Origin of the sequence: Thermomonospora cellulosilytica (genome assembly GCF_014138835.1) — a bacterium.
GTDB lineage: Bacteria > Actinomycetota > Actinomycetes > Streptosporangiales > Streptosporangiaceae > Thermomonospora > Thermomonospora amylolytica.
Map to the genome: position 1 here is coordinate 3,282,706 of NZ_JACJII010000001.1, position 18,805 is coordinate 3,301,510.

The 18,805-nt window shown below is 69.4% G+C and carries 10 protein-coding genes, 2 tRNA genes and 3 rRNA genes; 9 read left to right on the forward strand and 6 right to left on the reverse strand.

The genetic code is table 11. The features are described from left to right. Positions 1–2: 2 nt before the first annotated feature. From HNR21_RS15690 to HNR21_RS15700, 3 genes are read right to left on the reverse strand one after another with little or no spacing between them, the layout of a single operon-like run. Positions 3–2,723 carry a helix-turn-helix transcriptional regulator gene (locus tag HNR21_RS15690; protein ID WP_182705801.1) on the reverse strand — a complete coding sequence of 907 codons (2,721 nt, stop codon included), beginning with the start codon at positions 2,721–2,723 and terminating at the stop codon, positions 3–5. A 10-nt stretch (positions 2,724–2,733) separates the two neighbouring features. After that, positions 2,734–3,717, reverse strand: coding sequence for a zinc-binding dehydrogenase (locus HNR21_RS15695; RefSeq protein WP_182705802.1), 984 nt, complete (start codon positions 3,715–3,717; stop codon positions 2,734–2,736). Between the two features lie 12 nt (positions 3,718–3,729). Beyond that, positions 3,730–4,311 carry an NADPH-dependent FMN reductase gene (locus tag HNR21_RS15700; RefSeq protein WP_182705803.1) on the reverse strand — a complete coding sequence of 194 codons (582 nt, stop codon included), beginning with the start codon at positions 4,309–4,311 and terminating at the stop codon, positions 3,730–3,732. Positions 4,312–4,436: 125 nt separating this feature from the next. Here HNR21_RS15700 and HNR21_RS15705 point away from each other — a divergent pair, with 125 nt between their 5' ends. After that, the gene (locus HNR21_RS15705; RefSeq protein ID WP_182705804.1) at positions 4,437–5,753 is read left to right on the forward strand and encodes an MFS transporter; all 1,317 of its coding nucleotides are present in this window, start codon (positions 4,437–4,439) and stop codon (positions 5,751–5,753) included. 140 nt (positions 5,754–5,893) lie between these two features. Here the strand turns inward: HNR21_RS15705 and HNR21_RS15710 are convergent, their stop codons facing one another. After that, positions 5,894–6,925 (reverse strand): M48 family metallopeptidase, encoded by a 1,032-nt coding sequence (locus tag HNR21_RS15710; protein ID WP_246442184.1) that lies wholly within the window; start codon positions 6,923–6,925, stop codon positions 5,894–5,896. A 133-nt stretch (positions 6,926–7,058) separates the two neighbouring features. On the opposite strand from HNR21_RS15710, the gene nadD reads away from it, so the two are divergent. From nadD to HNR21_RS15730, 4 genes are all read left to right on the forward strand, one after another. Continuing rightward, entirely contained in the window at positions 7,059–7,658 is a 600-nt protein-coding gene (nadD, locus tag HNR21_RS15715; RefSeq protein WP_119727769.1) for a nicotinate-nucleotide adenylyltransferase, read from the forward strand. A 262-nt stretch (positions 7,659–7,920) separates the two neighbouring features. Further along, complete coding sequence (gene rsfS / locus HNR21_RS15720) at positions 7,921–8,340, forward strand: ribosome silencing factor (protein ID WP_119727770.1); 420 nt, start codon at positions 7,921–7,923, stop codon at positions 8,338–8,340. Then, on the forward strand, positions 8,333–9,025 hold the full coding sequence (locus HNR21_RS15725; RefSeq protein WP_182705807.1) for a histidine phosphatase family protein: 693 nt from the start codon (positions 8,333–8,335) through the stop codon (positions 9,023–9,025). The genes rsfS and HNR21_RS15725 overlap by 8 nt, the downstream gene beginning before the upstream one ends. Before the next feature lie 82 nt (positions 9,026–9,107). Next, positions 9,108–9,180 (forward strand) — tRNA-Ala (locus HNR21_RS15730). 1,360 nt (positions 9,181–10,540) lie between these two features. On the opposite strand, the gene HNR21_RS15735 is transcribed toward HNR21_RS15730, so the two are convergent. Then, complete coding sequence (locus HNR21_RS15735; protein WP_119727772.1) at positions 10,541–10,966, reverse strand: hypothetical protein; 426 nt, start codon at positions 10,964–10,966, stop codon at positions 10,541–10,543. 231 nt (positions 10,967–11,197) lie between these two features. On the opposite strand from HNR21_RS15735, the gene HNR21_RS15740 reads away from it, so the two are divergent. After that, a tRNA-Ala gene (locus HNR21_RS15740) sits at positions 11,198–11,270 on the forward strand. A gap of 250 nt (positions 11,271–11,520) precedes the next feature. Here the strand turns inward: HNR21_RS15740 and HNR21_RS15745 are convergent. Then, positions 11,521–12,333 carry an MBL fold metallo-hydrolase gene (locus HNR21_RS15745; RefSeq protein ID WP_182705808.1) on the reverse strand — a complete coding sequence of 271 codons (813 nt, stop codon included), beginning with the start codon at positions 12,331–12,333 and terminating at the stop codon, positions 11,521–11,523. Positions 12,334–13,278: 945 nt separating this feature from the next. Here HNR21_RS15745 and HNR21_RS15750 point away from each other — a divergent pair. From HNR21_RS15750 to rrf, 3 genes are all read left to right on the forward strand, one after another. Next, positions 13,279–14,795: ribosomal RNA gene (locus tag HNR21_RS15750) — 16S ribosomal RNA — on the forward strand. Between the two features lie 458 nt (positions 14,796–15,253). After that, a 23S ribosomal RNA gene (locus HNR21_RS15755) occupies positions 15,254–18,370 on the forward strand. A gap of 192 nt (positions 18,371–18,562) precedes the next feature. Then, positions 18,563–18,679 (forward strand): 5S ribosomal RNA (gene rrf / locus HNR21_RS15760). The 16S, 23S and 5S rRNA genes sit together here, the layout of an rRNA operon. The last annotated feature ends 126 nt before the right edge of the window (positions 18,680–18,805 follow it).

Consider the following 18,805-nt stretch of genomic DNA (forward strand, 5'->3'; position numbering starts at 1 on the left):
CTTCACCGGCGCGGGCCGGTCGAAGGGCCGAGCCCGAGCCCGGCCAGCGCCGCCCGCGAGGTCACCCCGAGCTTGGGGTAGGCGTTGGACAGGTGGTAGCCGACGGTGCGGGGGCTGAGGAACAGCTGGGCGCCGATCTCCCGGTTGCTCAGCCCCGCCGCCGCCAGCCGGGCGACCTGCAGCTCCTGCGGCGTGAGCCGGGCGGTCAGGTCGTCCGGAGCGCGGCCGGTGGTGGTCTCGCCCGCCGCCCGCAGCTCGGTGCGCGCCCGCTCGGCCCAGGGCCGGGCGGGCAGGCGTTCGAACGTCTCCAGCGCGGCGCGCAGATGCGTGCGCGCCTCGGACGGGCGGCGGGCGCGGCGCAGCCACTCCCCGTACAGCAGCTCGGTGCGGGCCTGCTCGAACGGCCTGCCGCCGGGCTCGCGGTGCAGCTCGACGGCGCGGGCGTAGTGGCGTCCGCCGTCCTGGCCGGTCAGGGCACGGCAGCGGGACGCCACCGCCAGCGCCCAGGGCCGTCCGGTGTGCTCGGCCCAGTCCGCGTACCAGGCGGTGATCTCGCGGGCCCGGCCGGTGCGGCCCAGCCGGACGGCGGCCTCCACCAGGTCGGGCATGCTCGACAGCCCGTCGAGGCGGGCCGGCCCGGCGGCGATCTCGGTCAGCCGGTCGGCGGCCGCCTCGTACAGGCCGAGCCCCAGGTCCAGCAGGCTCCGCGCGCACGCCAGCCGGAGCGGGCTGGTGCCGGTGGCGCGGTCGAGCGCCGCGGCGGAGATGCGGGCGAACTCCTCCTCGTCGCCCTCGATGGCCGCGAGCTGCGCCAGCACGGTCGCCGGGAGCCCCTCGCCCTCGGGCTGGCCGATGTCGCGGGCGAGCTGCAGGCCCTCGGCGGCGTTCGAACGGGCCTCGCGGTGCCGCCCCTGCAGCAACTGGGCGCGGGCCAGCAGCCCGAGGACGCGGGGGAGCGCCCCCAGCGCGCTGCGGGCGCGGCACTGGCGTTCCAGCTCGGCCGCCAGGTCGTGGGCGGCTTCGTGGTCGCCGAGCAGCAGATGCCAGAACGCGACCGTGGCGCTCTCCTGGGGACCGGCGTCGCCGGTGAACGCGACCAGCTCGCGCAGCGCCGCCAGCCCGTCGCCCATGTCGCCGCCGCCCAGGTGGTTGAGGCCGTCGGCGACCCGCGCCATCGCCCGGATCCGTTCGCCGCCGGGGAGCCCCAGCGCCGCCGCGCGGCCCGCGGTCGCCGCGACGGCCTCGAAGTCCACGGCGTTCCAGGCCGCCTCCACCGCGTGGAACAGCATCCCGCTCGCCCGCTGCGGCGCCCGCCGCGCCACCGAGAGGGCGGCCTCGGCCAGGATGTCGTGCGCCGCGCGCTGCCGCCCCTGGCCACCGGCCAGCGCCGCCCTGATCTCCGCCACCTCCGCCAGTTCCAGCGGGTCGGTCAGATGAGCGGCGGCCTCGTCGGCCAGCCGCTCGGCCTGGTCGAGCCGGCCCGCGTCGACGGTGGCCCGCGCGGCGGCGGCCAGGCGGCGGCCCCGCCGGCGCGGATCGGGGGTCAGCTCCGCCGCCCGCGCGTAGGCGGCCGCGACCGCCCCGTATCCGCCGCGCGCCCGGGCCTGCTCGGCGCTGCGTTCCAGCTCGGCGGCGACCTCCTCGTCCGGCCCGGTGGTCGCGGCGGCCAGGTGCCGGGCCCGCCGGTCGGCGTACTGCGGCGCGTCCATCACCTCGGCCAGCGCCCGGTGCACGGCCAGCCGCTGGTGCAGCGTCGCCTCCTGGTACGCCACCGTCCGGATCAGCGGATGCCGGAAGTCCAGCCGCCCCTCCACGAGGTGCACCAGTCCCCGCCGCTCGGCGGGCTCCAGGTCCTCGGTGGTCGCGCCCAGCCGCCGCGCCGCCGCCAGCACCACCGCCGGGTCGCCGGTGTCGTCGGCCGCCACCACCAGCAGCACCGTCCGGGTCCGCGGGGGAACGGCGGCGATCCGTTCGGCGAACGTGCGCCGCACCCGGCTGTGCGCGGGCAGTGGCCGCACCATGGCGGTCTCGGCGGCCAGCCGGCCCTCCCGCTGCGCGGCGGCCAGCTCCAGCAGCGCCAGCGGGTTGCCCTGGGCCTGGTGGCGGATCTGCTCGCGGACGTGCGGGGCCAGGTCGGCGGCCCGTTCGGCGAGCAGCTCCGCCGCCGACGCCTCGTCCAGCCCGCCCAGCCGCAGCTCCGGCAGGCCGGGCGCGCCGAACGCGGGCGCGTGACCGTCCCGCACCGCGAAGATCATCGCGATCGGCTCGGCGCCCAGCCGCCGCGCCGCCAGCAGCAGCGCCTGCGCCGAGCCCTCGTCCAGCCAGTGCGCGTCGTCCACCAGCACCAGCAGCGGGCGTTCCTCGGCCAGCTCGGCCAGCAGCGACAGCACCGCCAGCCCGGTCAGGAACCGGTCGGCCCGCGCGGGCTCGCCGATCCCGAGGGCGCCGCGCAGGGCCCGCGCCTGCGGTGCGGGCAGCGCGCCGATCCGGTCGACCGCCTTGCCCAGCAGCAGGTGCAGGCCCGCGTACGGCAGTTCGCTCTCGGACTCGATGCCGGTGCCGCGCAGGACCGTCATGTCCCGCGCGGCGGCGGCGTGGTCGAGGATCGCCGACTTGCCGATGCCCGCCTCGCCCCGGACCACCAGCGCCCCGCTGCGGCCGTGCCGGGCCCCGTCCAGCAGCCGGTCGACGGCGGCCAGTTCCCCGGCCCGTCCGTGCAGCATGTTCCGCACCCTAGGGCACCAGGACGACCTTGCCGACGGTCGCCCGGCCGTCCAGCGCGGTGTGCGCGGCGGCGGCCTCGGCGAGCGCGAACGTCTGCACGTCCGGGACCATCCGGCCGCCCGCGGCGGCGGCCAGCGCCGCGGTCTCCAGGCTCCGCAGCCCGCCGGGCCGCGCCAGCAGCCGCGGGCCGAGCGCCACCGTCACGGTCAGGACCCTGGCGTACAGGTCGTCGGTGGTGATCTTCGTCGGTGCGCCCGCCGACCAGCCGAACATCACGAACCGGCCGGCCATCCCGAGGAGTTCCAGCGCCGCCCGGCCCGGCTCGCCGCCGACCCCGTCGAACGCCAGCGTGATCTCCCGGCCGTTCAGCTCCTCGCGCACCTCGTCGGGCCAGCCGGGCCGGGTGTAGTCGACGGCGACGTGGGCGCCGAGCCGCCGCACCCGTTCGGTCTTGCGCTCCCCGCCGGCCAAGCCGATCACCGTCGCGCCCAGATGGCGGCAGTGCTGGACCAGCAGGCCGCCGATCCCTCCGGCCGCCGCCGTGACCAGCACCACGTCCTCGGGCTTCGGCTGTGCCGCGTCCAGGATGCCGATCGCCGTCCGGCCCGTTCCGATCATCGCGACGGCCTGGGCGAAGTTCAGCTCCTCGGGGATCTCGTGCAGCGCCTCCACCTCCCGGACCGCCAGCTCGGCGTACCCGCCGTGCGCCAGCCCCAGATGCGTCACCACCCGGCGGCCCAGCCATCGTCGGTCCACCCCGTCGCCGAGCCGGTCCACCACCCCGGCGACCTCGCGGCCCGGGATGAACGGCGGCTGCGGCGGCGGGAACGGCAGGCCCTCCGCGTCGCCCTTCTGGATCGCCACGTCCAGCAGGTGGACGCCCGCGGCCCGCACCGCGATGCGCACCTGGCCGGGGCCGGGGACGGGATCGTCCACCTCGACGTGGCGCAGGTTCTCGGCGGGGCCGAAGTCGTGCAACCGGATCGCCTTCATCGGATCGACCTCTCAGACCGCGTAGGGGCGTTCGGCACGGGCGTCGCGGAGCGCGCGGCCCCACCAGACGAGCTGGTCGAGCAGCACCTTGGCGGCGGCGTTGCAGCCCTCCGGATCCGTGGGCTCGCCGTCGTCGCCGAACCGTTCGTCGACGTTGTGGAAGCTGACGGTGTCGCGGACCGTCGTGGCGTGCAGCTCGGCGAACACCTGCCGCAGGTGCTCCACCGCCCGCAGCCCGCCCGCGAGGCCGCCGTAGGAGACGAAACCGACCGGCTTGGCCCGCCACTCGGCGTGGTACCAGTCGATCATCGTCTTCAGCGAGGCGGGGAAGCTGTGGTTGTACTCCGGCGTCACCACCGCGAACGCCTCCGCCCGCGCCAGCCGCTCGCCCAGCGCCCGGACCGTCTCCGGCGGCTCGTCGGTGAAGTCCGGCGCGGCGGCGGGGATCCCCGTGTCGGCCAGGTCGATCAGGTCGATGCCGACGCCCGAGTGCGCGCGGGCGCGTCCGGCGAACCAGCGGGCCACCGTCGGGCCGCGCCGCCCCTTCCGGGTGCTGGCGATGATGATCGCCAGGTTGATCGCGTCGTCGTTCATGCCGATGAACGCTAGGAACACCGGCCCGGGCGAGGCATCTGTCAACCGACCGGGTTCCGCCGGCCCGCGGAACCCGGTCGAACGGCAGAGGCGCCCGCGCCCGCGCCCCGCCTAGCGTCCGCGGCATGCACCAGATCGCCCGAGAACAACGGACCCGCTGGGCGCCGGTGGCGGCGATGGGCCTTGCGATGCTCGTCGTCACCGTCGAACTGACCCTCACCGCCGTCACCCTGCCCCTGATCGGCGCCGACCTGGGCGCCGGCCCGGCCGCCACCACCTGGGTCGTGCTGGCGTACGCGCTGCCCACCGCCGCCCTGGCCATCCCCGCCGGCCGCTGGGCCGACGGCGCGGACCTGCGCCGGGTCCTGCTCCTCGCGGTCACCGCCGTGGGACTGACCAGCGTCCTGGCCGCCGCCGCCCCCACGTTCGAGCTGCTGGTGGCCGCCCGGGTTCTGCAGGGCGTCGCGGGGGCGCTGGTCGCCGCCGTCTACATGCCGCTGATCCGCACGGTGGTCGCGCCCTCGGCCAGAGGCCGGGCCCTGGGCTACGTCACCACGATCATGCCCGCGGGCACCATGGCCGGCGCCTCCCTGGGCGGCCTGGTCGCCGGTGCGTTCGGCTGGCGCCCGGTCTTCCTGATCAAGCTGCCGTTGCTGGTGGCCGTCCTGTGGCTGACCCACCGCACCGTGCCCCCGGCCCCCGGCGGCCTGCCGATGCCGGGCTGGACGCCGGTGCGCGAGGCCCTGCTGCTGGGCGGCGGTGTCACCGCCGTCCTGCTCGCCCTCGACCGCGTCCAGGCCGCCCCGGTGACGGCCGCCGTCTGCCTCGCCGTGGCGGTGCCGCCCGCCGTGCTGTGGGCCCGGCTGCCCGACGCCCGCCCGCTGCTGGCCTTCGCCCGCGGCCGCCGGTCCGGGCCGCTGCTGCTGGCCCTCCTGCTGGCCTGCACGATCCAGGGCCTGACCGCGTTCCTGCTGCCCTACGCGGTGGGATCCCCGGAACTCCTCGGCCTGGCCCTGCTGTTCCACATCGGGACCCTGGCCGCCGTCTCACCGCTCGCGGGCGCCCTCGCCGACAGCCGGGGCCCTCAGACGATCGCCCGCCTCGGCATCGCCGTCACCCTGGCCGGGCTGCTGACCCTGCTGACGCTGCCCGCCGACCCCGGCCTGCTCGACCTGGCCTGGCGGCTGGTGATCATCGGCGGCGGCCAGGCGCTCTTCAACGCACCCCACAACGCCGCCCTCCTCGCCGCCGCCCCACCCGGGCAGACCGGCGCCGCCGGGGGAGCGAGCATCACCGTCCGCACCCTCGGCATGACCCTCGGCCCCGCCGCCACGGCCCTCGCCTGGACCGCCCACGGCGACCTGCGAGCCGGCGTCCTGCTCCTGGCGGTCCTCCAGCTGGCCGCCCTTGCTGCCCAGAGCACCGCCCGCACCCGTCCCTAGGAGGCCGCCGACAGATCACGAAGCCATGTGTCATCGACGCTCGCAACGCGAGCCCCGCCCATGGGACATCCGCTGTCGCAGGGGCCGTCGGTGGCAGGCACGCGCCGTGTCGTGGACGCCGCCCACGACACGGCGGGCCGTCAGTTGTCCTCGCGGTTCTGGCCGCGGCGACCGGCGCGGGCGAACAGGTCCCCGGCCAGCCCCGCGGCGCCGTCGGCGATGTCGCGGAGCTTGCCGACGAACGGGTCGGCGGTCTCGTTCCAGGAGTCCCGGTACGCCTTGGCCGCGTTGCGGATCTCGTCGGTGACCTTGGCGGAGGAGTCCCCGTCACGGCGCGGGTAGTCGCCCGCCATGATCCGCCGGTACTCCGGGCCGCCCGCCCACTTGTCGATCTCGGCGAACCGCACCACCGCGTACGGGTGCGAGCGCTGCAGCAGGTTCAGGAACTTCAGCAGCCCGTCCCGCACGTCCCCGGCCGCGTCGTACTCCCGGGCCTGCCGGTGGAACGCCTCCACGTTCATCTCCGTCAGCTGCGGCCCGCCGGCCATCTTCATCAGCGCCCGCTTGACCGCGTCGACGTCCTGCCCGGCCAGCAGGCCCGCCCGGTCGGCCGACAGCTCCGCCTTGCGCTGCCACTCCTGCAGCCCGATCACGATCGCCCCGATCGCGATGTTGCCCAGCGGCAGCCACGCCAGCCGCGCCCCCAGCGACGTGAGGATCAGCAGCATCGTCCGGTACACCGCGTGCCCGGACAGGATGTGCCCCACCTCGTGGCCCACCACGTACCGCAGCTCCTCGTCGTCGAGCAGCTCGATCAGCCCGGTGTTGAGCACGATGAACGGCTTGTCGGTGCCGATGGCCATCGCGTTCGGCGTCGGGTCCTGCACCACGTACAGCTCGGGGATCTCGTCGAAGTCCAGGATGTACGCCGCGTCCCGCACCATGTCGTGGATGTTGCGGAACTGGTCGTCCCCGACCCGGACGCTGCCGCCCAGGAACATCAGCCGCAGGGCACGTTCGCTGAACATGCCGGACAGACGGCGCAGGACGGTGTCGAACCCGGTCAGCGACCGCAGCGCCACCAGGGCGGAGCGGTCGGCCGGATGCTCGTAGGCCCGGGAGCTGATCCCGGGGAAGCGCGTGCGTGCTCGGTCCGGCGTGTTCTTCGTCATATCCGGCATGCTAGGTCCGACGAACCGCTTCCCCCCAGGGTTCCCGGGCACCGCGCCGCGGCCCGTTCCGGCCATCCCCGCGACGGGCGGGGCGGAACGCGCCCGATCCGGCGCGGTCGTTATGGTCGCCCCTATGACCAGCAGCACCGCCCGGCGCCTCGGGATCATGGGCGGCACGTTCGACCCCATCCACCACGGCCACCTGGTGGCCGCCAGCGAGGTCGCCCACCTGTTCGAGCTGGACGAGGTCGTCTTCGTCCCCACCGGCCGGCCCTGGCAGAAGTCCGAACGCAAGGTCGCCGCCGCCGAGGACCGCTACCTGATGACGGTGATCGCCACCGCCTCCAACCCCCGGTTCTCCGTCAGCCGGATCGACATCGACCGGCCCGGCCCCACGTACACCATCGACACGCTGCGCGAGATGCGCCAGATCCACGGCCCCGGCACCGAGCTGTTCTTCATCACCGGCGCCGACGCCCTCGCCAAGATGCTCACCTGGCGGAACGCCGCCGACATGTTCACCCTCGCCCACTTCGTCGGCTGCACCCGCCCCGGCCATCACCTGTCGGACCCCGGCCTGCCCAAGGGCCGCGTCAGCCTCGTCGAGGTGCCCGCCCTGGCGATCTCCTCCACCGAATGCCGCGACCGCGTCCGCGCCGGCGAGCCCATCTGGTACCTCGTCCCGGACGGGATCGTGCAGTACATCAACAAGCGCGGCCTCTACCGCGACTGACCCGTTCCGTCCGGGGCGACCCCGAGAGCGGGCCGGGCGACCTCCGCTGCGCTCACCTGGCGTGTTCCGTCCGGGGAACGACCCCAGGTCCCGGCAAGCGGGTCGGGCGACCTCCGCTCCGCGGTCACCCGACCCGGACGGCGCGTCCGGAGCGCCGCATAACCTGGATGTACGGCCGTCGCCGCAGACCGGATGCGGGCCCGGCGACCGTGAGAGAGTAGAGCCTGGGAACCGACCGCGAACGGGAGGATCACGACCGCACGTGACCGCATCCGCTAGGGCCGCCGAGCTGGTCCGGATCGCCGCCGAGGCGGCGGGCGACAAGCTGGCCGACGACATCATCGCCTACGACGTGAGCGAGCAGCTCGCCATCACCGACGCCTTCGTGCTCTGCTCGGCGCCCAACGACCGCCAGGTCCGGGCCATCGTCGACGAGATCGAAAAGCGCCTCCGCGAGGACGCCGACGCCAAGCCCGTACGCCGCGAGGGCGAACGCGAGGGCCGCTGGGTCCTGCTGGACTACCTCGACGTCATCGTGCACGTCCAGCACGAGGAGGACCGCACCTTCTACGCCCTGGAACGGCTGTGGAAGGACTGCCCCACCATCACGCTCCCCGAGCACGTCAACGCGCACGCCGCCCAGCGCGCCCGCGCCGCCGGCCCCGGAGGCGCCGGTGAGTGACGAGGTCGGCACGGGCGCCCGCCGCGAGCCCGGCCGCCGCCGCCTGGTGCTGTGGCGGCACGGCCAGACCCCCTGGAACGTGGAGAACCGCTTCCAGGGCAAGACCGACATCCCCCTCAACGAGACCGGCCTGGCCCAGGCCGCCCGCGCCGCCCGGCTGCTGGCCGGCCTGCACCCCACCGCGATCGTCGCCTCCCCCCTCAAGCGCGCCGCCGACACCGCCGCCGCGCTCGCCGAGATCACCGGCCTGGAGGTCGCCTACGACCAGGACCTGGTCGAACGCGACGGCGGCGAGTGGGAGGGCCTCACCGGAGCCGAGATCCGCGCGCGCTACCCGGCCGAGCACGCCGTCTGGCAGCCGCCCGGCGGCGAGACCAGCGCCCAGGTCGCCAAGCGCGTCTCCGCCGCCCTCGAACGCGCCGCGGACGCCCTGCCCCCCGACGGGGTCCTCGTCGTCGCCTCCCACGGCGCCGCCCTCCGTCTGGGCATGTGCGGCCTCCTCGGCTTCCCCGAGGAGATCTGGGAACGCTTCGGCGGCCTGTCCAACTGCTGCTGGTCGGTCCTGGCGGAGGCGCGCGACGGCGGCTGGCGCCTCGTCGAGCACAACGCCGGCACCCTGCCCCAGCCCGTCCTCAGCGACGACCGCCCCGCCCAGGACGACCGCAACGGCACCGCCGCCACCTGATCCTCGTTATTCGATTCGAGTCCACGGCCGGTGTCCTATACACTGGCGACGCGCTGCGGGATGAAAGTCCACGCAGTCGCGCGGGGCTATGGCGCAGTTGGTAGCGCGCCTCCATGGCATGGAGGAGGTCTGGGGTTCGAATCCCCATAGCTCCACTCGGGCCGAGGGCCGGTGTGTTCGCAGCTTCGCTGCTTCACCACCGGCCCTCGTCATTTCTCCCGGGGGGACGACCCCCCGGACCCCCCGTGTGGGGGCTTCGCCCCCACGCCCCCTTGGTGGGTGCAGGGCCTTGAGTACGGGGCCCTTGCAGGGGCCAAGGCACGGGGCGTTGCGGGGCTTCGGGCTTTGCCTGGTGCCCGGTGCCTGGTTCGGTCGCGGTCATTTACCTGGGGTGTTCCGCTTCTGCTGAACGGTTGGCCGGCACCTGGTCAGGGGCGTTTCCGCCTGTTGCGCCGCCTCGCACTTGGGGACCTCGTCACCTTGGGCTATGGTGTGCTCGGTGTCCCTGTACCTGGGGTCTCGTCCCTGGAGCTGTGGCGTGCTCGGGCACTGTCTTCCCGTGTCTCTGGGAGCGTCGTCATCTCGCGCCGTGACGTGTTCGGTGGTCTGTGCGTTGCTCTCGTACCTGGGGATCCCTTCCTCTCGAGGTTGCGGCGTGCCCAGCGGCTTGCACTGCTCCCGGTACTGGGGGTCTCGTACGACCTCACCGTCCAAATACACGCGTGCTCGCCATCGATCCCGTGCCTGGGGATCTTGTCCCGCGCCATGGCGTGCTCGGTGGTCTGTGCGTTGCTCCCGTACCTGGGATCCTCTTCCTCCCGAGGTTGCGGCGTGTGGTGGTCTGCGTATCGCTCCCCGTACCTCGGGTCTGCTCCCTGGAACTGTGGCGTGCGGGGGTACTGTCCTGCCGTATCTGTGGGAGCGTCGTCATCTCGTGCCATGACGTGTTCGGTGGTCTGTGCGTTGCTCCCGTACCTGGGGATCCCTTCCTCTCGAGGTTGCGGCGTGCCCAGCGGCTTGCGTATTGCTCCCGGTACTGGGGGATCTCGTATGGCCTCACGGTCCAGATGCACACGCGCTCGGCATCGATCCCGTGCCTGGGGATCTTGTCCCGCACCACGGCGTGCTCGGTGGTCTGCGCACCGCCCTTCCGTACTTGGGACCACTGCTTCGTTCTGGACGTTCCCGGTGGGCCGACCGTGCTGGTCGACACGGGCTGGGCGACCGGTAGTCACCGGCGGTGGCGATCTGTGCGAGGAGCAGTCCGGGGAGGCCGTGGCTCTCCTGCGCGCCTGATCGGGTGTTTGCTCTCTTGGTCCGCGATCGCTGGTGTGAACGATGGCTCGCCGACATGGGGCGGGGTTGGTGTCGTCACGTTCGATGCGTCGCCGGAACGACCCATCCGAGCAGAGGTGAGGAGCATCCGGGGGCGTCGGGGATCAGGGATGCGTGGGTTGGTGGGGTGGGGGGCTTCGTGGGAGTGGGGCGTTCGGCGGGAGGGGGCTGGTGGATGGATCAGAGGTCGAACCAGGGGAGGCAGGAGAGGTTGTAGAGCCTGTTGGACTCGGTGGTGGCCTCGACGATGTCGTGCCAGTTGCCGCCGTACTGGGCGTGCATCCACTCGACGGTGGGGCCCAGCGGGTCGCCGTAGCGGGCCTTGTTGCGCTCCTCGAGCCTGCGGACGTCCTTGGCCCTCATCTTGGTGCGGACCAGGGCCTTGGCCTGGTTGCGGCGGGGCACCATGATGCGGGCGATCTCCTGCTCGGAGCGGCCCTGCACGCGCAGCTTGTGGATCTCGACGCGCATGGCGTCCAGGCGGTCGAGGTACTGCTGGCGCACCTGGCAGTTGTGCACCCAGTCGTCGGCCGGACCGTAGCCGGTCCACATGGACAGGGCGAACGAGCCGGGCAGCATCAGGACAGAGACGATCAGCCGCCGCATGCGCGACACCTCCGAAGGCCGACAGACCGACGCCGTCAGTGCAAGACGATGCCGTAGCGGGTCAAGGTTGATCAATCATGGCGCAAGCGGAGGGCCCCGCGCCCGGTTGTTCCGGCCGCATGCGGGGCAGACCACAGGGCGTTCACCCGGGCGCTGTACGGATCTGCCCGCCGAGTGCACTAAGCTCTTCCCAGGCTGGTCGGCGGATCCCCGCGATCCCCGAACACGCGCGGGGCTATGGCGCAGTTGGTAGCGCGCCTCCATGGCATGGAGGAGGTCTGGGGTTCGAATCCCCATAGCTCCACTCGGGCCGAGGGCCGGTGTGTTCGCAGCTTCGCTGCTTCACCACCGGCCCTCGTCATTTCTCCCGGGGGACGACCCCCCGGACCCCCCGTGTGGGGGCTTCGCCCCCACGCCCCCGTTGGTGGGTGCAGGGCCTTGAGTGTGGGGGCTTTGCAGGGGCCACGGCACGGGGGCGTTGCAGGGCTTCAGGCTTTGCCAGGTGGAGTCTTGCCTGGTGCCTGGTTCGGCTGCGGTCGCTTCTCTGGGTGCTCTCAGGGACGGGCGAACGGGACCGGCAGGTGCGGTGCGGCGATCAGGCCGTCGCGTTCTCGGATGCGGTCCAGCAGGGCGGCGCGGGTGACGGCCGCCGTCGCGGGATCCTCGTCGTGCACGTACTGCACCGTGTGGTCGGCGAGATGGATCGGGTGCAGCACCACGTCGCCGGCCACGACCAGGCGGTGGTCGTCGATCACGACCGACTGGTGGCCCGGGGTGTGGCCGGGCGTGGGGAAGATCTCCACATCCGGGGTCAGGCGGGAACGGCCCTCGACGGCGTCCAGGCAGCCGGCCTCCCGCAGCGGACGGATCGTCTGCTCTCCCACCGGGTTCCCGGGACTCGCCGCGATCCAGTCCAGCTCGCGCTGCTGCACCATGTAGCGCGCGTTCGGGAACGCCGGCTCGCCCTTGACGACCGCCCCGCTCGCATGGTCGCTGTGCAGGTGCGTGAGGACCACGACATCGATGTCCGCGGGGGACAGCTCCGTCGACGACAGCGCCTCCTCCAGCCTTCCCGGTACGGGCGCCCAGCTCGCCGCCGGTGAATGCCGGTCGCCCAGCCCCGTGTCGACCAGCACGGTCGGCCCACCGGGAACGTCCAGGACGAAGCAGTAGAACCGCAGCACCCACTCACCGTCCGGCCCGAAGGCCTCCGGCTGCTCGGCGCGGATCCGTTCCCACATCTCCGGGGTCGACCCGGGGAACGTCTCCAGCAGCGGCTGGCGCATGGACTCGTGCATGGGACCGATCGCATCGCACAGCGGAACGACCCGGATCCCGGCGACCGGTTCGGCGGAGAAGGCATACATGGCCTCACGATCGCACCCGCCCATCCTCCCCGTACGCACGGGTGCGCCCCGCCTCTTCCCCGAAGGCACGACTCCCGGCACCGCCATCCTCCGTACGGGTGTGCCTCCATCGTGGGTGCCGCCGACGACAGCGCTCCAAGTGGAGCGCGGGTCTGTCCCCGATCGGTCACGCGACTCTGCTGATGCGCGCGCCCGGACGGGAATGCCCGCAGCGGTCTGGGTGTTGGAGCCACTCGGACGCCGGGTCGCCCCCACGTCGCGATCATCGGTGACGGCGCTGCAGACGGAGCAGGGGGCCGGTCGCAGACCGGGCACGTGAGCCTGCCGGATCCGTGTCCGCGAGCGGGGATAGCCGGGTGACCTGGGTGTTGATGACTCATGGACGCCGATTTGACGGCGTTGGATGATCACCCTAATCTTCTACGTGCCCCGAGGGGATGCGGAACGCCGCGAGGCGGTCGGCCCCGGGGACACCGTCCCGGGTAAACCGTTCGGATCACAGGGTTCGGCGGGGTATGCTGGGAGGGTCGCCCGGAAGGGATGCAGGACGCCGGGGAGGCGGCCGGCCCGAGGGCAAGCCCGTGAACCAACGCTTCGGCAGGCTGTTCGGCCTGTGGGTGGCGGTGGTGTGCGGGGCCTGATCAAGGATGCGGTGGAAGAGCTCTCGCGAGAGGGTTTGACATCGGGTCGGGGTCGGGTAAGTTAGAAGGGTTGCCCCTGCGGGGTGCCTGCCTGGTGGGGTGGGTGTTCTGGGGTGGGTGTCCGTTTCTTGAGAACTCAACAGTGTGTTAAAAGCCAGTGCCTTGTGACAGCCCCTGTGGGGGTTGTTGTCCTCGTCAAGAGGATTTCTTTGAGGCAGCACGCCCCTGATGTGGGGTGTGCGTGCTGGGATTTGTTCCCATTCTGGGTTTCCGCTGCCTCCTGTTGGGGGTGGTGGGTGTGACCTTGATGGAGAGTTTGATCCTGGCTCAGGACGAACGCTGGCGGCGTGCTTAACACATGCAAGTCGAGCGGAAAGGCCCCTTCGGGGGTACTCGAGCGGCGAACGGGTGAGTAACACGTGAGTAACCTGCCCCCGACTCTGGGATAAGCCTGGGAAACCGGGTCTAATACCGGATATGACCACTGCTCGCATGGGTGGTGGTGGAAAGTTTTTTCGGTCGGGGATGGGCTCGCGGCCTATCAGCTTGTTGGTGGGGTGATGGCCTACCAAGGCGACGACGGGTAGCCGGCCTGAGAGGGCGACCGGCCACACTGGGACTGAGACACGGCCCAGACTCCTACGGGAGGCAGCAGTGGGGAATATTGCGCAATGGGCGGAAGCCTGACGCAGCGACGCCGCGTGGGGGATGAAGGCCTTCGGGTTGTAAACCTCTTTCAGCACCGACGAACCTGGACGGTAGGTGCAGAAGAAGCGCCGGCTAACTACGTGCCAGCAGCCGCGGTAATACGTAGGGCGCAAGCGTTGTCCGGAATTATTGGGCGTAAAGAGCTCGTAGGCGGCCTGTCGCGTCCGTCGTGAAAGCCCACGGCTCAACCGTGGGTCTGCGGTGGATACGGGCAGGCTAGAGGCAGGTAGGGGAGAACGGAATTCCCGGTGTAGCGGTGAAATGCGCAGATATCGGGAGGAACACCGGTGGCGAAGGCGGTTCTCTGGGCCTGTTCTGACGCTGAGGAGCGAAAGCGTGGGGAGCGAACAGGATTAGATACCCTGGTAGTCCACGCCGTAAACGTTGGGCGCTAGGTGTGGGGTTCTTCCACGGGCTCCGCGCCGTAGCTAACGCATTAAGCGCCCCGCCTGGGGAGTACGGCCGCAAGGCTAAAACTCAAAGGAATTGACGGGGGCCCGCACAAGCGGCGGAGCATGTTGCTTAATTCGACGCAACGCGAAGAACCTTACCAAGGCTTGACATCACCCGAAAACTCGTGGAGACACGGGGTCCCTTCGGGGGCGGGTGACAGGTGGTGCATGGCTGTCGTCAGCTCGTGTCGTGAGATGTTGGGTTAAGTCCCGCAACGAGCGCAACCCTCGTTCCATGTTGCCAGCACGTGATGGTGGGGACTCATGGGAGACCGCCGGGGTCAACTCGGAGGAAGGTGGGGATGACGTCAAGTCATCATGCCCCTTATGTCTTGGGCTGCAAACATGCTACAATGGCCGGTACAGAGGGCTGCGATACCGTGAGGTGGAGCGAATCCCTAAAAGCCGGTCTCAGTTCGGATCGAAGTCTGCAACTCGACTTCGTGAAGTCGGAGTCGCTAGTAATCGCAGATCAGCAACGCTGCGGTGAATACGTTCCCGGGCCTTGTACACACCGCCCGTCACGTCACGAAAGTCGGCAACACCCGAAGCCCGTGGCCCAACCCTTCGTGGGGGGGAGCGGTCGAAGGTGGGGCCGGCGATTGGGACGAAGTCGTAACAAGGTAGCCGTACCGGAAGGTGCGGCTGGATCACCTCCTTTCTAAGGAGCACCCGGCCGACGCCGCTCACCAGTGGTGAGAGGCGCCTGGTCCAGGGAACCGCCCGTCGAGGCCGACCGTGTCTCGGGGTGGTTGCTCATAGAACCGTGGAGCACTGGCTACTCAACCTGCCGGGACCGCCGTCCTGGTCAGTACTGCCCGCATCCCCAGCTGTGGCTGGTGGATGGTTCCTCTTCGGTGAGGGATCGGGTGCTCGGCCTCTGTGAGGTCGGGTGTCGGGGTGTGGAACCTCCTGGTGTGGGGTTCGGGTGGGTTGGACACACTGTTGGGTCCTGAGGAAACGGACCTTTCTCGCCCTCTTCTTGGGGGTGGGGGTTGTTTTCTCTGGGCTGCGGGGCCACGGCCCCTCCCGGGCGTGTGTGTTCGGGTGTGGTGTGGTTGTCCGGTTGTTTTTTGTGAACTGCATAGTGGACGCGAGCATCTTTGATCGCTGTAGGTTTGTTAAGTTGTTAAGGGCATACGGTGGATGCCTTGGCATCGGGAGCCGATGAAGGACGTGGGAGCCTGCGATATGCCTCGGGGAGCCGGCAACCAGGCTGTGATCCGGGGATTTCCGAATGGGGTAACCTGGCACCTGTCATGGGGTGTCGCTGCCGCCTGAATGTATAGGGCGGTGGTGGGAACGCGGGGAAGTGAAACATCTCAGTACCCGCTGGAAGAGAAAACAATATGTGATTCCGTGAGTAGTGGTGAGCGAAAGCGGAGGAGCCTAAACCGTGCGCGTGTGATACCTGGCAGGGGTTGCGTGTGCGGGGTTGTGGGACCATCCGGCCGGTGCTGCCATGCCGGCAAGGAGTGATAAACCGCTGGGGTAGTCGAACGGCTTGGGATGGCCGACCGTAGACGGTGAGAGTCCGGTAGGCGAAACTCTGGTGGCTTCTGGGTGTGTTCCCGAGTAGCACGGGGCCCGTGAAATCTCGTGTGAATCTGCCACGACCACGTGGTAAGGCTGAATACTTCCCGATGACCGATAGCGGACCAGTACCGTGAGGGAAAGGTGAAAAGTGCCCCGGTGAGGGGTCGTGAAAGAGTACCTGAAACCGTGTGCCTACAAGCCGTCAGAGCCGCAGGCCGCGGCCTCTTCGGGGGTTGTGGTTGGTGATGGCGTGCCTTTTGAAGAATGAGCCTGCGAGTTATGGTGTGTGGCGAGGTTAACCCGTGTGGGGTAGCCGTAGCGAAAGCGAGTCTGAAGAGGGCGTATGAGTCGCATGCTGTAGACCCGAAGCGGGGTGATCTAGCCATGGGCAGGGTGAAGCGCCGGTAAGACGGTGTGGAGGCCCGAACCCACCAGGGTTGAAAACCTGGGGGATGACCTGTGGTTAGGGGTGAAAGGCCAATCAAACTCCGTGATAGCTGGTTCTCCCCGAAATGCATTTAGGTGCAGCGTCGTGTGTTTCTTGCCGGAGGTAGAGCTACTGGATGGCCTAGGGGCCTCACCGGGTTACCGAAGTCAGCCAAACTCCGAATGCCGGTAAGTGAGAGCGCGGCAGTGAGACTGCGGGGGATAAGCTTCGTAGTCGAGAGGGAAACAGCCCAGATCATCGGCTAAGGCCCCTAAGCGTGTGCTAAGTGGTAAAGGATGTGGAGTTGCCGTGACAACCAGGAGGTTGGCTTAGAAGCAGCCATCCTTGAAAGAGTGCGTAATAGCTCACTGGTCAAGTGATTCCGCGCCGACAATGTAGCGGGGCTCAAGCACACCGCCGAAGCCGTGGCACTGACACTTGAGGTGTTGGTGGGTAGGGGAGCGTCCTGCAGCCGGTGAAGCCGCCGAGTGATCGAGTGGTGGAGGCTGTGGGAGTGAGAATGCAGGCATGAGTAGCGATTCACACGTGAGAAACGTGTGCGCCGGATGACCAAGGGTTCCTGGGGCAGGCTGATCCGCCCAGGGTAAGTCGGGACCTAAGGCGAGGCCGTGAGGCGTAGTCGATGGACAACGGGTTGATATTCCCGTACCCGCTGGTACGCGCCCATACCGAACCTCCTGATGCTAACCACCCGAACCGCCGCCCGGTCTTCGGACCGGGTGTCTTGCGGGGAGGCTGGGGCCCGAGGGGGTAGTAGGTAAGCGATGGGGTGACGCAGGAGGGTAGCTCAGCCCAGGCGATGGTCGACCTGGGGTAAGCAGGTAGCCCGGATCGTAGGCAAATCCGCGGTCCATGAGGGTGAGATGTGATGCCGAGCCGTTTTAGGTGAAGTGAGTGATCCCATGCTGCCGAGAAAAGCCTCTAGCGAGTGTGCCGGCGGCCCGTACCCCAAACCGACTCAGGTGGTCAGGTAGAGAATACCGAGGCGATCGGGTGAACTGTGGTTAAGGAACTCGGCAAATTGCCCCCGTAACTTTGGGAGAAGGGGGGCCACGCCTGGTGAACGCCCTTGCGGTGGGAGCTGGGGGTGGTCGCAGTGGCCAGGGGGAAGCGACTGTTTACTAAAAACACAGGTCCGTGCGAAGTCGTAAGACGCTGTATACGGACTGACGCCTGCCCGGTGCCGGAACGTTAAGAGGACCGCTCAACCCTCCTCGTGGGGGTGAAGGTGAGAATCTAAGCGCCGGTAAACGGCGGTGGTAACTATAACCATCCTAAGGTAGCGAAATTCCTTGTCGGGTAAGTTCCGACCTGCACGAATGGCGTAACGACTTCCCCGCTGTCTCAACCACAGGCCCGGCGAAATTGCAGTACGAGTAAAGATGCTCGTTTCGCGCAGCAGGACGGAAAGACCCCGGGACCTTCACTACAGCTTGGTATTGGCGTTGGGAGCGTCTTGTGTAGGATAGGTGGGAGACTGTGAAGCCGCCACGCTAGTGGGGGTGGAGTCGTTGGTGAAATACCACTCTGGTCGTTTCGAGCGTCTAACCCGCGCCCGTGAATCCGGGTGGGGGACAGTGCCTGGTGGGTAGTTTAACTGGGGCGGTTGCCTCCTAAAGGGTAACGGAGGCGCCCAAAGGTTCCCTCAGCCTGGTTGGTCATCAGGTGTTGAGTGCAAGGGCACAAGGGAGCTTGACTGTGAGACAGACATGTCGAGCAGGTGCGAAAGCAGGGCCTAGTGATCCGGCATCTCCGTGTGGAAGGGATGTCGCTCAACGGCTAAAAGGTACCCCGGGGATAACAGGCTGATCTTCCCCAAGAGTCCATATCGACGGGATGGTTTGGCACCTCGATGTCGGCTCGTCGCATCCTGGGGCTGGAGTAGGTCCCAAGGGTTGGGCTGTTCGCCCATTAAAGCGGCACGCGAGCTGGGTTTAGAACGTCGCGAGACAGTTCGGTCCCTATCCGCTGCGCGCGTAGGAGACTTGAGAGGGTCTGTCCCTAGTACGAGAGGACCGGGACGGACGAACCTCTGGTGTGCCAGTTGTCCCGCCAGGGGCATGGCTGGTTGGCTACGTTCGGTCAGGATAACCGCTGAAAGCATCTAAGCGGGAAGCCTTCCTCGAGATGAGGTCTCCCTCCCCCTGTGTGGGGGTAAGGCCCCCAGGAGACGACTGGGTTGATAGGCCGGGCATGGAAGCATCGTAAGGTGTGGAGTGGACCGGTACTAATAGGCCGAGCGGCTTAACACACCACTGTTGCAGCGTGGATGTTCGCGTCCCTGTGCGGTTCACAGAAAACAACCCCCGCACCCCGCCGGCCCTTTGTCGGCCGCGGTTGTTGGTAGGTTGTTGGCAACTGAATAACGCGTCCACCACCCCCTCTGGGGGGTGCTGGAACGCCACGGGTTTCCCGCCGTGCCTGGCACGGCCGGGGTGAGGCGTTCCGGTGGTCATGGCGGAGGGGAAACACCCGGTCTCATTCCGAACCCGGTAGTTAAGCCCTCCAGCGCCGATGGTACTGCACGGGAGACCGTGTGGGAGAGTAGGACACCGCCGGAACATTACCATCCGAAAAGGGCCCGGTTTCTCAGGGGTTTTGACACCCTTCGAGAAACCGGGCCCTTTCGTATTCTTCCGGCGCTCTTCTTCTGAGGCCGGGTCCTTCTTTTCCGCGCCCTCGCGTTC

Coding starts and splice junctions, on each gene's coding strand:
- HNR21_RS15710 (WP_246442184.1), bottom strand. CDS start 6,925: ATGACGAAGAACACGCCGGACCGAGCACGCACGCGCTTCCCCGGGATC.
- nadD (WP_119727769.1), top strand. CDS start 7,059: ATGACCAGCAGCACCGCCCGGCGCCTCGGGATCATGGGCGGCACGTTC.
- HNR21_RS15695 (WP_182705802.1), bottom strand. CDS start 3,717: ATGAAGGCGATCCGGTTGCACGACTTCGGCCCCGCCGAGAACCTGCGC.
- HNR21_RS15745 (WP_182705808.1), bottom strand. CDS start 12,333: ATGTATGCCTTCTCCGCCGAACCGGTCGCCGGGATCCGGGTCGTTCCG.
- HNR21_RS15735 (WP_119727772.1), bottom strand. CDS start 10,966: ATGCGGCGGCTGATCGTCTCTGTCCTGATGCTGCCCGGCTCGTTCGCC.
- HNR21_RS15705 (WP_182705804.1), top strand. CDS start 4,437: ATGCACCAGATCGCCCGAGAACAACGGACCCGCTGGGCGCCGGTGGCG.
- HNR21_RS15700 (WP_182705803.1), bottom strand. CDS start 4,311: ATGAACGACGACGCGATCAACCTGGCGATCATCATCGCCAGCACCCGG.
- HNR21_RS15690 (WP_182705801.1), bottom strand. CDS start 2,723: ATGCTGCACGGACGGGCCGGGGAACTGGCCGCCGTCGACCGGCTGCTG.